This is a genomic window from Flagellimonas allohymeniacidonis, assembly GCF_004296335.1.
In the GTDB taxonomy this organism is placed as follows: Bacteria; Bacteroidota; Bacteroidia; order Flavobacteriales; family Flavobacteriaceae; genus Flagellimonas; species Flagellimonas allohymeniacidonis.
Genome location: NZ_SGIU01000003.1, coordinates 20,755 through 34,968, shown reverse-complemented (window position 1 = coordinate 34,968; position 14,214 = coordinate 20,755). Strand labels below are relative to the sequence as shown.

Sequence of the window (14,214 nt, the reverse complement as noted above, 5' to 3'; positions counted from 1 at the left end):
AGCGTCCTTTTATTTCAGATTTCTCGGTTGATGTCCCAAGCTTCCAAATAATCACCTACGGACTTCACGAACATGCCTCCCAAGGCACCGTTTACCACGCGGTGGTCGTAGCTGTGGGAAAGGAACATTTTACTGCGAATGCCTATGTACTCCCCTTGGTCTGTTTCAATGACCGAGGGTATTTTTCGAATGGCTCCCAAAGCCAGTATTCCAACTTGGGGCTGGTTGATAATGGGTGTTCCAAAAACACTGCCAAAACTACCGACATTGGTCACGGTATAGGTGCCGTCCTGAATCTCATCGGGCTTTAATTGATTGTTTCTTGCCCTGCTTGCCAAATCATTCACCGTTTTGGCCATGCCCACCAAATTCAGTTGATCGGCATTTTTAATAACAGGCACTATAAGGTTGCCATCGGGCAAGGCAGCTGCCATCCCTAGATTGATGTTTTTCTTTTTGACCACATTGTCCCCTTCCAAGGAGATGTTTATCATTGGGTATTTCTTTAATGCCATGGCAACAGCCTCCATGAAAATCGGAGTGAAGGTCAATTTTTCCCCTTCTCGCTCTTCGAAGGCTTTTTTAACCTTGTTCCTCCAATTCACCACATTGGTCACGTCAACTTCTACAAAACTTTGTACATGTGCGGAAGTAGCCATACTTTCCGTCATATGCTTGGCAATAAGCTTACCCATTCTGGTCAGTGGAATCACCTCATCCCCTTGCGCCACTGTAGGCTCAGGGGCTTCAACTTTTGGCGAAACCTTAGGTGCTTTGGGGATCTCAACAACCGTCTTAGCTGGTGCCTCAGTGGAACTTTGTGCTGGTGCAGCTTTTCCGTTGGAGGAAGACCTACTTTGCAAAAAGGCCTTGATATCATTTTTAGTGACCCTACCTTCCAAACCAGTACCTGCAATAGCCTCCAGTTCTTCCATGGATATACCTTCCTCTTTTGCAATGTTTCTAACCAAAGGTGAATAAAATCGCTCTGAAGCGGAATAATCGGTAGTGGTCCCAGCAACCGTTTCTTGTACCTGGGCTATTTGCTGTTCCAATTCCACCACAGGAACTGGAGCTGGTTCTTCAGCCTCTACTTCCACAACAGTAGGTTCGTCGATAGTTTCGGTGGATTCGCCCTCAATTTGAATCACCGCAACCACTTCGCCAACTTTAATGACATCGTCAACATTGAATCGTTTTTCGAGTAAAACTCCTTCCACTTCACTGGGTACCTCAGAGTCTACCTTATCCGTTGCAATTTCGAATACGGCCTCATCCATTTCAATGGTCTCCCCTACTTCTTTCAACCACGTGGTCAGTGTAGCTTCAGCAACACTTTCTCCCATCTGTGGTAATTTCAATTCAAATTTTGACATATTCTTAGTTAACGAACTATTGATGGCTTATATTTTGCAAAAATACTAAAGAAATCCACTTTTTTTTAATTAAAGTGTATTAATTCATTCTTAAATCAATCTGCTTTTATCGAATTCTCAAAAGGAACTCTGTTCAAGATACTCCTTCCCAAGGTCACCTCATCTGCATATTCAAGCTCGTCCCCAACCGAAATTCCCCGTGCAATGGTAGATGTCACCACATCCAAGCCTTCCAGCTGTTTGAAGATATAGAAGTTGGTGGTGTCCCCTTCCATGGTCGAACTCAATGCAAAAATCAACTCCTTAATACTTCCTTCCTTGACCTTGTTCACTAAGGGCACAATGTTCAGGTCATGAGGGCCGATTCCTTCCATTGGGGAAATTTTACCTCCAAGAACGTGGTAAAGTCCGTGATACTGCGAAGTGTTCTCAATAGCCATGACATCGCGAATATCCTCAACTACACATACCAAGGTTTTATCTCTTTTGGGATTGGCACAAATCTCGCAAAGTTCGGTATCTGAAATGTTGTTGCAGCTCTTACAAAAATTCACTTCATCCCGAAGGTTCGTAAGCGCCTCAGACAACAAACGGGTCTGCGCTTCAGGCTGTTTTAAGAGATGCAGTACCAACCGCAAGGCCGTCCTTTTACCAATGCCCGGTAGTTGTGACATTTCATATACGGCATTCTCCAAAAGTTTTGATGAAAATTCCATGTTTTTGCTTAACTGGGCAAAATTACAACTTTAGGTTTACCAATTTACTTTTGTACTTTGCAAATCAAACCAAACCCATGTCAGCGACACAGATTCTCCTCCTCATTGGTATCTATTTTTTGGTATTGATGCTTATCTCCTATTTTACTGGTAAAAACGATTCGAACACCGACTTTTTTAAAGCGGGGCGACAATCCCCATGGTATGTCGTGGCCTTTGGAATGGTAGGTGCTTCGCTTTCCGGAGTGACCTTTATATCGGTTCCAGGATGGGTTGAGGCATCAGAATTTAGCTATATGCAGGTGGTTCTGGGCTATTTGGTGGGGTATTTCGTTGTGGCCTACCTCCTGCTTCCTATTTATTACCGATACAATCTCACTTCGATTTACGAATACCTTTTGGACCGATTTGGAGTGGTGAGCCACAAAACTGGGGCTTTTTTCTTCTTTATTTCCCGAGTCCTTGGCGCGTCATTTCGCTTGTACCTCGTTGCCATTGTCTTGCAGCAGTTTGTGTTTGATGACCTAGGTGTACGCTTTGAGATGACTGTGGTGCTTTCCATTCTCTTAATATGGGTATACACCAACCGAGGCGGTATAAAAACTATAGTTTGGACAGATACCCTCCAGACCCTCTTCATGATTTTGGCGGTGGTTTTATCCATTAGTTTGATCAACCGGGAGTTGGATTGGAGCTTTGGGGAGTTTTTGGCCTCGGATGAATTGAAATCCTACAATAAATTCTTGTTTACGGACAGTCTTTTGGAACGAAACCATTTTATAAAATCCTTTATAGGGGGCATGTTTGTCACCATTTGTATGACGGGCCTTGATCAAGACATGATGCAGAAGAACCTCACCTGCAAAACACTTAAGGATGCTCAAAAAAATATGGTATCCTTTAGTTTTGTTTTGGTTGGAGCCACCTTTTTGTTCATGCTTTTGGGTGCATTATTGTTCATTTATGCCGGCAAAAATGGAATTTCTGTTCCTTTGATGGATGGTGAACCAAAATCAGATCTGCTTTTCCCTGAAATAGCCTTGAACAGCGGCTTAAGCCTTACCTTGGCAGTTACCTTTATGTTGGGACTGATTGCAGCCGCCTATAGTAGCGCAGATAGTGCGTTGACCTCCCTTACCACATCCTTCTGCGTTGATTTTTTGGAAATTGAAAAGCGCAAGGAAGAAGATCAAAAGAAAATCAGAAAACGAACCCATATCGCCATGAGCGTTCTTCTTATTCTGGTAATCATCTCCTTTAAATATATTTTAAGCAGAAATGTAATCGACAGCCTTCTTATTGTTGCAGGTTATACGTATGGGCCTTTGTTGGGTCTCTTCGCTTTTGGAATTTTTACCAAATACCAAATAAAAGACAAGCTGGTTTGGCTAGTTTGCGGCGTGGCCGTCTTGCTCATTTCTTTCTTAGGAAACATCGACCCGGAGTATTTGGGTGGATATGTTGTGGGTTATGAGCTGCTGCCTCTTAACGGACTGCTCACCTTTTTAGGTCTACTTGCCATTAGAAAGAAAGTAGCTTCTTAATACTGTCCCGTTGCCAAGAGTACCAAAGTGCAAGCATTTTCTACCTGAATACCCTCTTCTTCCAGAATATTCTGGAATTCCCTGTTTTCTGTGCCTGGATTAAATATTACTCTTCTGGGTTTTAAGTCGACAATTTGGCCGTAATACCCCTGTTGTCTTTTTGGGTTGATATATAGGGTCACCGTATCAATATTTTGGAACTCATCCAGCTTATTCTTAATTTGTATGCCCGAGACAATTCCAGGCCGAACCCCAAACGCCTCAGTTTCAATTGTATTCTCAACCAGACGTTTTATCGCTATGTTGCTGTACCTCGAAGGATTGGGTGAGGCCCCAAAAACAAGTGTCTTTCCCATTTGTTAATTTATGTGTTAAACTAGCTTAAAGCGTGTAACTAATCAAAAAAAAACTCGTCTATTTAACTACAAATTTTATCATTGGTAAGACTGTATTTTTTTATAGTTAATGGTTAGTGTTTAGTATAGCTTATCAATGAAATGCCCTGGTGGAACGTTATGTGAAGCCAGGGTTTCTTCTTTTTGGCCTACCCTTTGGTCATGAAATCGACCACTTCCTTACGAGCCAAAAGCAGACGAAAATTCTTCCCAAAAAATGTTAAATAGGTTTTTATCTGTAACATGTTCGTCTCACGGTCGTCTTGTAAGCATCAATCAATAATCAATCCATTAAACGAACAAAATCATGAAAAGGATCACTTTTCTATTTGTACTGTTATTCTTCAGTACGCTTTTTCAAAAAACTTGGGCAGGAGACAACGACACCGACACCAAAATTGGCTCAATCACTGGTACTGTTATTGACAATGCCCAAAAACAACCTGTCCCCTATGCAGCTATTGTAATTAAATCAGAAGATGGTTCAACTACAATAACGGGGGGTATCACCACCGAAGATGGAAAATTCGAAATCAAAAAGCTGCCAGAAGGGTCTTTTATTGTAGAGGTGCAGTCCATAGGATACAAAACACACTCTCAAAAACTTGTTATCACCAAAAAGAATAGAAAAATCGATATTGGAACCGTAACCCTAATGGAGGAGGCCGAGGAGCTTTCCGAAGTTGAGGTGGTTGCCGAACGAACAACCATAGAGCAACGGGTAGACCGAAAAGTCATCAACGTTGGGAAAGACCTTACCACAGCAGGCGCTACAGCATCCGATATTATGAACAATATCCCATCGGTAAACGTGGATGCTCAGACCGGAGAGCTTTCGCTTCGGGGCAACTCCAACGTAAGAGTCATGGTAGATGGAAAACTTTCCAATGTTCCAGTAGCCCAGCTATTGCGACAAATTCCATCCACTTCTATTAAATCCATTGAACTGATTACGAATCCATCTGCCAAGTATAACCCTGAAGGTATGAGTGGAATCATCAATATCGTACTTCACAAAAATGCCAATATGGGTTTCAATGGAAACGTGAACCTTGGCTATACACAGGGAATTCGTCCTAAATACAATGCCTCGCTCGATTTGAACTATAAGGTTGGAAAGTTTAATTTTTATGGGAACTACGGCACCAATATTGGGGATTATTTTAACGATGGTTTCATATTTCGACAAGATGAAAATTCACAACAAGATTTTGATTTCTTTAACGACAACGAATCCCATCTTTATAAAATAGGTGTAGATTTTTACATCAATGAAAAGAACACCTTGTCCATATTCACCAACCAGAACCATTTTATGGGTGAAGGATTGGGCATCACTGATATAACCTATAATCTTGACCCGACCCGGGACTTGATCCAATTTTTTAACAACACCAATGACAACCTCAGTGAGCAATACAATTTTGATTACAAACTGGATTTTGCCAAAGAGGGGCACAATATAGAATTGGAGATAGACCATAATCGTTTTGAGGATGATGAAGATGCCGATTTTGCTTCTGCTGGGGCAACACTCTTTCCAGACTACATGGATTTTGTGGATACCGAGCGTACCCAAACCTTTATCAACCTCGATTATGTAAATCCCCTAGATAGTATTTCAAAACTGGAAATAGGGTTGGAATCGAGAACTTTTGAAACCGATGTGGATTATTCTTCCACTGGACTTTCATTCAACTCCAACGGAGATTTAATACCAACACCCTCCACCAATTTCGTTTACGGGATGGATATTTATTCAGGCTACGTCACTTTTAGCCAACGCTATAAAAAGTGGTCCTATCAAGTAGGGGCGCGCCTAGAGGACGTTCAGGTTAAGGCAGATACCAATCAGGTACGGGCCTTTACTGATGATTACACACAGATTTATCCCTCAGCATTTTTGACCTATAATGTGAATGAAAAGGATCAACTGCAGGCCAGTTTTAGCAGAAGGGTAGACAGGCCCGGTTTACAACAGGTAAATCCCATTCGTGAATTTGCCACGCCTTTGATCTCTTCCTTTGGAAATCCAAGTTTGGTGCCGCAGTTTACCAATTCATATGAGGTGAATTATACCAAACGACTTAAAAAAGGAAGCATTACCGCTGGTGTGTTTTATCGATCTATTGAGGATGAAATCAACAGGGCTGTTTTTGTTGACCGACTGGATTTCAACAAATTGATTTTGACCTTCGACAATTTTGACAATACCTCGGCTTACGGGGTTGAGGTTTCAGCAAACTATAAGCCTACAAAATGGTGGAGCATTAACGGAAGTTTTGACATGTTTAGTCAGACACAACGTGGAATCACCGAAAGTTTGGAAGGTGAACCAGGTACGGCAACCGAAGATGACATTGTAGTTGAAGATGTGGAAGTGGACAATACGGCATGGAATCTAAGAATGAACAACAGTTTTACGGTAAGTAAAAAATTGACCCTACAACTTTTTGGGTTTTACCGCGGACAAAACCAAAATATTCAATTTGAGGTGGAACCCATGTACTTTGTCAACTTTGGAGCTCGATACAGTTTTGCCAAAGGAAAGGGAACCCTAAGTGCCAACTTCAATGATGTATTCAATACAATGCTATTTCAATTTGATGGGCAACGCCCCTACATCCAGAATGGTGAGTTCAATTGGGAGAGTCAAACTCTTTATCTCGGCGTATCCTATCGCTTTGGTAGTGGCAAGAACAGGGCGAAACAACGTAAAAGAAGAGATAGCAATACTAAGAAATCCAGTGGAGGAATTTTATAAACTTCTAATATCCCTTGTTTGAGTGTTGGTTGGTTAGTCATTCAAGGTTTGTTAGTGAAAACCCCGTATCAAGTCACGTATTTGATCGGGGTTTTGTTTTAATCGAAACTATCCCTATAACCATCGATACTTGTAGTGTTTTTCTTTTGCCAATACTTTTTTAAACCATCATCTCCTTGGTTTACGGCCCACTCCACCAACGACGTCCGTTCTTCTTTGAATTCCATTATGGGCACTCCCATACCACAAGAAACTTGAACGTTTTCAATTTGGACTTGAACAAGTTGTCGACTACCAGCAATTTTTGGAAAAAGACCAATGTTTTTATTCCAGAAGGGAGTTTCCTTCTGATGGGGCTTGGCCCTTCCGTACAATCTTAAGATAATTGGGTCACCTTCAAAAGCACAGAACATCAAAGTGATTCTATTTTTATGCTTAAGATGTATGGCCGTTTCGTTACCGCTCCCGGTCAAGTTAAGCCAGATAACCTCATTTTCATTAACTACTCTTAACGAATCCAGCCCTTTCGGTGAAAGATTTATACTTCCCTCCTCCATGGCCGTAGCAACAAAGAAAACGTTTTGGTTATGAATAAAATCTATGAGCGCAGGTGTTAACTGCTTTAACTGTCTTCCCATGTTCTACCATCGGATAATGACACTTCCCCAGGTAAATCCGCTACCGAAAGCTGCCAATACGACCAAGTCGCCTTCCTTGATCTTGCCTTCTTCCCAGGCTTCGGTCAATGCAATAGGAATGGAAGCTGCAGTCGTATTCCCGTAGCTCATAATATTATTAAAAACCTGATCATTGGATAACCCGAATTTCTTCTGCACAAATTGCGAGATACGCAAGTTGGCCTGATGCGGAATCAACATATCAATATCACCAGGGGTCAAATTATTTTTCTGCAAGCCTTCCATAATCACCTCACTAAAACGAACCACTGCATTTTTGAATACGAATTGACCATTCATATAGGGAAAATAGGAAATGTCCTCTGGGTCGTCATCTTTCAAAATATCAAGTACCCAACGCTTGCCCATACCTGGGGCTATCAAAGAAAGTTCTTCGGCATGCTGCCCTTCTGAATGTAAGTGGGATGAAAGAATACCCTTGGTAGGGTCCTCCTCTCGAGTCAGTACCGCCGCACCTGCACCATCACCAAAAATTACTGAAACCCCTCTACCTCTAGTTGTCATATCCAACCCATGGGAATGCAACTCAGAACCAATAACGAGTACATTCTTGTACATGCCGCTCTTAATGTATTGGTCTGCCACTGATATTCCATATACAAAACCAGAACATTGATTGCGAACATCCAATGCACCAACAGTTTTTATTCCCAAATCACGTTGTACCAAAACACCAGGACCAGGAAAATAATAGTCGGGACTCAAGGTGGCAAAGACGATGAAATCAATCTCATCTTTATCTATCCCTGCACGCTCAATGGCAATTTTAGCTGCCTTAACCCCCATCGAGGTGGTGGTATCGGTCCCCTTTACGACATGTCTTCTTTCCTTGATTCCGGTTCTTTCCTGAATCCATTCATCACTGGTTTCCATGACTTTAGATAAATCATCATTGGTCACCACATTTTCGGGCACATAAAACCCGAGTCCGGCAATTCTTGAGTTATACATAGAATTTGGTTTTCTAGAAATTATTGAAAAAGCCCACGGCTATTTCATGGAAAAGTAAAAAATATATTCAAAGAACTAAGAATATCCCAAAAAAATTAGTCCATGTACCTTCTGAAGTCATTCACCTGTACTTTGGCTTTTAGGTCATGAAGCAGATTATAGAGACCAAAGAAAGTGCGATTCATATATAAGAAATGTTTCGAACCACGATTACCGTTCATTTTACGAATTTGCTCATCTTTTGAGTATCGCTCACTAAGGTCGGCAATACGGCTCCAGAAAACATCGGAGCCAAAATCGAACTCCTCTTCATTGAATGGTGAAGTAAAAAGGGTCAACATCTCTTTGAACAAGGCTTTAAAGAAATGCAGCTCTTCCTCAGAATCGGTTGGCGTTAAAATCTCCAACTCATAAAGCTTTTCCAAGAAAATTGCATCGTTTTTGATGTTTTCCTCTTTGGCCAATTCAAAATAGGGCACGTAAAACTCATCCGGTATTTCTTTGATGCAACCAAAATCAATGGCGATCAAGGTTTCTTTCGGACTGATCAAAAAATTCCCGGGATGGGGGTCTGCATGCACCTTTCGCAATTTATGTATCTGGAACATATAGAAGTTCCAAAGGGATTGTCCCAATCTGTTTCCCAATTCGATATTAAAATCGGTCTTCGTGAATTCCCCTAAATGTTTGCCCTTCATCCAGTCCATAGTGAGAATACGCTCACTTGATAGGTCTTCATAGTATTTCGGAAATTCAATTTCCGGGATTTGCTCACAGGCTTCGGTGATTTCACGACTTTGCTCAAGTTCGAGCACATAGTTGGTTTCCTCCACCAATTTGTTCTCCACCTCCTTAAAATATTTTTCGGAGTCCTTCCCTTTCAAATTGAACATCCGTATGGCTATGGGTTTTACAAGGGCAAGGTCACTACTGATGCTTTCTGCCACTCCAGGGTATTGGATTTTTACGGCCAGTTGCTTTCCATCCTTAGTAGCCTTGTGTACCTGTCCAATACTCGCAGCGTTAATGGAATCCTTTTCAAAAGAATCAAAGATGTCTTCAGGATATTTGCCCAAATACCTCTTAAACGTTTTTCGCACCAAGGGAGCGGAAAGGGGCGGTACGGAAAACTGTGATAGAGAGAACTTATCCACGTAAGCCCTTGGGAGCAGGTTTTTTTCCATGCTTAGCATTTGGGCCACCTTAAGTGCGCTTCCCTTCAAACTTTTCAGTCCATCGTAGATATCTTCGGCATTATCCTCATTGAGTTCCTCCTTGGAGGTCTCGGGATTTACCAGTTTTTTACCATAGTATTTCACATAGTTCCCACCTATCTTCACTCCGGTTTTTACCAGTTTTCCTGCTCTTTCAATTTTAGTGGTTGGAATACTATCCAAGGTTTTCATAGGCTACGCGATGCTTTCTTTGTATAAAAACTTGCCAAAATCGATGATTTTTTCAAGTGAGGAATTGTCAAAAACCTGAAAAATAGTGGTAACCGACTTTTCTATGGCGATGTCCGTTTTTTCAAATTCCGCAGAGTTATCGTCCATCCAAAACTTCAACAAAAACAAAAATTGCAGCCAAGCTCCTTCAGAAAAGAGTTGCGGACTGCGTTTCAAGACTTTCAGATTTTTATCTGCATTGCTGTCATCAATAAGTTCTGTAGCAAAATCCTTGATGTTATTTCTAAGACCTTTTAACTGACCCAATTTTTCCATTCCATTTTTATGGCCTTGCAGCACAAAAAGCACATAGCTTCGATTAAGGGTCAGGTTCTCAAAGAAGGTATAAAAGAACGTCAGCATCTTCTCCTCATTGGACATGGTATCGTATTGCTCATTTTTCTGCATCACATGCAAGGTACTCTCATGGAACTTTTCCCAAATGCTTTGCTGAAGTCCTTCAAAGGATCCAAAATATTTGTAGAAATCCTCTTCCTTGATTTTGTTTTCCTTGCAAAACTTGTAAACCGATTTTGGCACTGTTTCATGTTCCAAAACCGAATCCATAAACCAACCTATTATCTTTTCATCATTCACTTTGGTATTCGCTGAACTCGCCATAGATTCCATTTTATGTTTAAACAAAAATACGAATAATAAAACAGGGAATATTGATTTTGAAACAGAAAACGCACTTTCGGGCGAAAGTGCGTTCTCAACAACCTAACCAATAAATAAACAAACTCGTTATAGTGTAATACTAATTCATAGCAATTTTCTACAACATTACAAATATAGATATTTGTTTAGCATTTGCAAAAAAACAATAAACAAAAAGATGTTAAAGTTTAAGGGAGAATGTTAAAAAATAATTGATGTCAGTTTGTCAGTTCTTTTAGTATGGTATTTTTTTTGACTTCTGAAGGGCAAAAGAAAAAGTTTACAAAATGGCTACAGGTAAAATTAATGTTTCAGTAGAAAACATTTTTCCATTAATCAAGAAGTTCCTTTATAGTGATCACGAGATTTTCCTTCGGGAATTGATTTCCAATGCAACGGATGCAACCCTAAAACTAAAACACCTTACCTCCATAGGGGAAGCCAAAGTTGAATATGGCAATCCTCTAATTGAAGTTATCGTCAATAAAGATGACAAACAAATCCGGATTATAGACCAGGGTGTGGGGATGACCGAGGAGGAAGTAAAAAGATACATCAACGAAGTTGCCTTTTCAGGGGCAGAAGAGTTTTTAGACAAATATAAGGATGCTGGTAAGGACGCAGGAATTATTGGCCACTTTGGTCTTGGATTCTACTCAGCTTTCATGGTAGCGGATAAGGTTGAGATTATTACCAAAACCTTTGGGGATGAAACCGCAGTGCACTGGACTTGTGACGGATCACCGGAATTTACCATCGAGAAAGCTGACAAAGAAGATCGAGGTACCGAGATCATCCTTTATATCGCTGAAGATTCAACCGAGTTCCTGGAAGACTCCAGAATACGTGAATTACTGACAAAGTACAATAAGTTTATGCCCATCCCGATAAAATTCGGGACTAAAACAGAGACACTTCCCAAACCAGAAGGTGCCAAAGAGGAAGACCCTGCACCCACCCAAGAAGTTGATGATATCATCAATAATCCCAATCCAGCTTGGACCAAGCAGCCCACTGATCTAAAAGAGGAGGATTACAAGTCGTTTTATCGGGAGCTTTATCCCATGCAGTTTGAGGAGCCCTTGTTCAACATCCATCTTAATGTTGACTATCCTTTTAATTTAACAGGTATTCTTTACTTTCCGAAGTTGACCAATGACCTTAACATTCAAAAAGACCGAATCCAATTGTACCAAAACCAGGTATTTGTAACGGACAATGTGGAAGGAATCGTTCCAGAGTTTTTGACAATGCTCCGCGGGGTGATCGATTCACCGGACATTCCTTTGAATGTTTCGCGGTCCTATCTACAGGCGGATGGAGCAGTGAAGAAGATATCCTCCTACATTACAAGAAAGGTAGCTGACAAACTGAATTCCCTTTTCAAAAACAACCGCGAGGATTTCGAGCAAAAATGGAATGATATCAAAGTAGTTATCGAATACGGAATGTTGTCGGAAGAAAAATTCTTCGAAAAGGCTGAAAAATTCGCTTTGTATCCGTCAGTGGATGGCAATTACTACACCTTCGAAGAACTTGAAGCCAAAATCAAGGAAAATCAAACCGACAAGGACGACAAATTGGTTGTGCTCTATGCCTCAGACAAGGAAGCACAGCATAGTTATATAGAAGCAGCCAAAGCCAAAGGCTATGAGGTATTGTTGCTGGACTCCCCCATTATATCCCATTTGATGCAAAAAATGGAGACCTCCAAAGAAAAATTGTCCTTTGCCCGGGTGGATGCCGACCATATTGACAATCTTATCAAAAAAGAAGATACGGCCATTTCCAAACTATCCGATGAAGAAAAAGATAAGCTCAAAGAGGAGTTGGAAAAAGTGGTTGTTGACAAAGGGTTCACCATTCAAATGGAATCTATGGACAGTTCAGCATCGCCCTTTATCATCACAGAACCCGAGTTTATGAGAAGAATGAAGGAAATGCAGCAAACTGGTGGCGGTGGAATGTTTGGAATGGGCAATATGCCAGAGATGTACAACCTCATCGTGAACACCAACCACGAATTGGTAGGTGAAATTTTAAATACCAAAACTGCCAAAAAACGGGAACGTTTGATCAATCAATCGCTAGACCTTGCAAGACTTTCAAAAGGCTTGCTCAAGGGAGAGGAATTGACCAAATTTATTTCACGCAGTTACGATATGATCAAGTAGGTATCTTTTGCCTTGAACGTTTAAAAACCGCTTTGGGAGGCCAAAGCGGTTTTTTTGTGGCAAAGTCTTATCTTGAATCCGCCAAACTTTTCAAACCATGAGCAACGATTACAAAAGTCCGCAGTTCAAAAAGCTTCTTGATTCATTACAACAGCAAAGCTGGGAGCTGGAGCTGATCATTTCGGGATTTGCCATTTTCGGTTTATTCACGGCTTACGACCCCCTTAAAACAGCAATGATGAATGCCCAGAATGAACAGCAGATTTACAGTTTCATTGTGCATTTTATAGCCTATATCGCATGTTCCATTCTTCTTTTTAACCTCCTTCTCCATGTTATTCTAAGAGGCTTATGGATAGGTGCCTTGGGTCTTCGGTATGTTTCTGGCGATATCGAATTTGAAAACCTGAAATACAGCGAAAAGTTTAAATCCTACCTAAAAAAGAGGATCGTTTCATTTGACCGCTATATCGCCAATTTGGAAAATTATTGCAGCGTTCTTTTTGCAATATCCTTTTTGCTGATTTTTTATGTGCTTGCCCTGACCTGTGTGATTTTGACCTTGACCTTGGTTGCCAATTTCATAATTGGCAATGATGCTTTACCCGGGTGGATTTCAAAGGGAGTTGGTATTCCTCTAATGATTTTCTTGTGTCTTGGAATGCTCATCACCCTTGTGGATTTCCTCACCCAAGGACTGCTTAAACGCAATAAATGGGTTGCCAAAGTGTATTTTCCGATATATTGGGTCTTTAGTTTTCTAACACTCTCTTTCCTTTACCGCCCTCTGATCTATAATTTTTTGGATAACCGTTTTGGCAAACGGCTTATCCTTTTGCTGACTCCAATTTACTTTATCATCCTATTGGTTACCTCTATTGAGTATCGCAACTCTAACTTTTTGGATAAGGAAAGAAACTCTTCCGAGCAATTCGCCAACAAAGAGAATTATTTTGATTTATTGATAAATGACGAAGATTATCCCGGGGAATTGGTCATACCATCCAAAGTAATCACCACGTCCTATTTGCAGGTATTCATGCCATTTTCTGAAGGTTTGGAGAACCGGGTTTTTGCCTTTGACAGCACTTTGGTCCCAGAAAAGGACCGTAGAGGCCTAACGTCCACCATTGAGTTCAATTCAGATTGGAGTGATAAAATTAAAACCCAACGCCAAAAAGATAGTATTAGAAAACATTTCCTCAAGGTAGTCAACGCGATATATTCATTTCAAATTGATACCCTTGAGCTGGACGGTGAATTTTTAGTAACGACCAACATCAAAGATCAGTTGGGGTTTGAGACAGTTTTAAACCTTAATGGGGTTGATGAAGGCAAACACTTGCTTCAACTGAAGAGAAAAAAGAAGGAAGAAGAGAAAGATACTGTCAGCTTGATTACAGAATCGATACCTTTTTGGTTATTCAGAGAGAAATGATGCAAACCATACCCTGGCACTTATGGCTTATGGTGGGTATATATATGCTTGCT

11 protein-coding genes are annotated in these 14,214 nt (G+C 40.9%); 4 read left to right on the top strand and 7 right to left on the bottom strand.

Annotated features, from left to right (window positions below; translation table 11 throughout):
- Positions 1–14 precede the first annotated feature (14 nt).
- Positions 15–1,376: a dihydrolipoamide acetyltransferase family protein gene (locus EW142_RS16235; protein ID WP_130615847.1), complete on the bottom strand. Its 1,362-nt coding sequence runs from the start codon at positions 1,374–1,376 to the stop codon at positions 15–17.
- Between the two features lie 95 nt (positions 1,377–1,471).
- Positions 1,472–2,092, bottom strand: coding sequence for a recombination mediator RecR (recR, locus tag EW142_RS16230; RefSeq protein WP_130615845.1), 621 nt, complete (start codon positions 2,090–2,092; stop codon positions 1,472–1,474).
- Positions 2,093–2,169: 77 nt separating this feature from the next.
- Here recR and EW142_RS16225 point away from each other — a divergent pair, with 77 nt between their 5' ends.
- A complete protein-coding gene (locus EW142_RS16225; RefSeq protein ID WP_130615843.1) occupies positions 2,170–3,636 on the top strand; it encodes a sodium:solute symporter in 1,467 nt (488 codons plus the stop codon).
- Here the strand turns inward: EW142_RS16225 and EW142_RS16220 are convergent.
- Positions 3,633–3,992 (bottom strand): CoA-binding protein, encoded by a 360-nt coding sequence (locus EW142_RS16220; RefSeq protein WP_130615841.1) that lies wholly within the window; start codon positions 3,990–3,992, stop codon positions 3,633–3,635. The two genes, EW142_RS16225 and EW142_RS16220, sit on opposite strands and share 4 nt — an antisense overlap.
- A gap of 346 nt (positions 3,993–4,338) precedes the next feature.
- On the opposite strand from EW142_RS16220, the gene EW142_RS16215 reads away from it, so the two are divergent.
- Entirely contained in the window at positions 4,339–6,795 is a 2,457-nt protein-coding gene (locus EW142_RS16215; RefSeq protein WP_130615839.1) for a TonB-dependent receptor, read from the top strand.
- A 98-nt stretch (positions 6,796–6,893) separates the two neighbouring features.
- On the opposite strand, the gene EW142_RS16210 is transcribed toward EW142_RS16215, so the two are convergent.
- From EW142_RS16210 to EW142_RS16195, 4 genes are all read right to left on the bottom strand, one after another.
- A complete protein-coding gene (locus EW142_RS16210; protein WP_130615837.1) occupies positions 6,894–7,433 on the bottom strand; it encodes a pyridoxamine 5'-phosphate oxidase family protein in 540 nt (179 codons plus the stop codon).
- Between the two features lie 3 nt (positions 7,434–7,436).
- The gene (locus EW142_RS16205) at positions 7,437–8,444 is read right to left on the bottom strand and encodes a 3-oxoacyl-ACP synthase III family protein (protein WP_130615835.1); all 1,008 of its coding nucleotides are present in this window, start codon (positions 8,442–8,444) and stop codon (positions 7,437–7,439) included.
- Positions 8,445–8,539: 95 nt separating this feature from the next.
- Complete coding sequence (locus EW142_RS16200; protein WP_130615833.1) at positions 8,540–9,850, bottom strand: ABC1 kinase family protein; 1,311 nt, start codon at positions 9,848–9,850, stop codon at positions 8,540–8,542.
- Between the two features lie 3 nt (positions 9,851–9,853).
- Positions 9,854–10,510 carry a TetR family transcriptional regulator C-terminal domain-containing protein gene (locus EW142_RS16195; protein WP_130615831.1) on the bottom strand — a complete coding sequence of 219 codons (657 nt, stop codon included), beginning with the start codon at positions 10,508–10,510 and terminating at the stop codon, positions 9,854–9,856.
- A 326-nt stretch (positions 10,511–10,836) separates the two neighbouring features.
- On the opposite strand from EW142_RS16195, the gene htpG reads away from it, so the two are divergent.
- Both htpG and EW142_RS16185 read left to right on the top strand, forming a co-directional pair.
- Positions 10,837–12,723 (top strand): molecular chaperone HtpG, encoded by a 1,887-nt coding sequence (gene htpG / locus EW142_RS16190; RefSeq protein WP_130615829.1) that lies wholly within the window; start codon positions 10,837–10,839, stop codon positions 12,721–12,723.
- Positions 12,724–12,820: 97 nt separating this feature from the next.
- Positions 12,821–14,161 (top strand): hypothetical protein, encoded by a 1,341-nt coding sequence (locus tag EW142_RS16185; RefSeq protein ID WP_130615827.1) that lies wholly within the window; start codon positions 12,821–12,823, stop codon positions 14,159–14,161.
- Positions 14,162–14,214 lie beyond the last annotated feature (53 nt).

What these genes read in the sequence shown, in the direction of transcription:
- EW142_RS16225 (WP_130615843.1), top strand. Translation starts at nt 2,170, where the DNA reads ATGTCAGCGACACAGATTCTCCTCCTCATTGGTATCTATTTTTTGGTA.
- EW142_RS16205 (WP_130615835.1), bottom strand. Translation starts at nt 8,444, where the DNA reads ATGTATAACTCAAGAATTGCCGGACTCGGGTTTTATGTGCCCGAAAAT.
- htpG (WP_130615829.1), top strand. Translation starts at nt 10,837, where the DNA reads ATGGCTACAGGTAAAATTAATGTTTCAGTAGAAAACATTTTTCCATTA.
- EW142_RS16185 (WP_130615827.1), top strand. Translation starts at nt 12,821, where the DNA reads ATGAGCAACGATTACAAAAGTCCGCAGTTCAAAAAGCTTCTTGATTCA.
- EW142_RS16195 (WP_130615831.1), bottom strand. Translation starts at nt 10,510, where the DNA reads ATGGCGAGTTCAGCGAATACCAAAGTGAATGATGAAAAGATAATAGGT.
- EW142_RS16215 (WP_130615839.1), top strand. Translation starts at nt 4,339, where the DNA reads ATGAAAAGGATCACTTTTCTATTTGTACTGTTATTCTTCAGTACGCTT.
- recR (WP_130615845.1), bottom strand. Translation starts at nt 2,092, where the DNA reads ATGGAATTTTCATCAAAACTTTTGGAGAATGCCGTATATGAAATGTCA.
- EW142_RS16210 (WP_130615837.1), bottom strand. Translation starts at nt 7,433, where the DNA reads ATGGGAAGACAGTTAAAGCAGTTAACACCTGCGCTCATAGATTTTATT.
- EW142_RS16235 (WP_130615847.1), bottom strand. Translation starts at nt 1,376, where the DNA reads ATGTCAAAATTTGAATTGAAATTACCACAGATGGGAGAAAGTGTTGCT.
- EW142_RS16200 (WP_130615833.1), bottom strand. Translation starts at nt 9,850, where the DNA reads ATGAAAACCTTGGATAGTATTCCAACCACTAAAATTGAAAGAGCAGGA.
- EW142_RS16220 (WP_130615841.1), bottom strand. Translation starts at nt 3,992, where the DNA reads ATGGGAAAGACACTTGTTTTTGGGGCCTCACCCAATCCTTCGAGGTAC.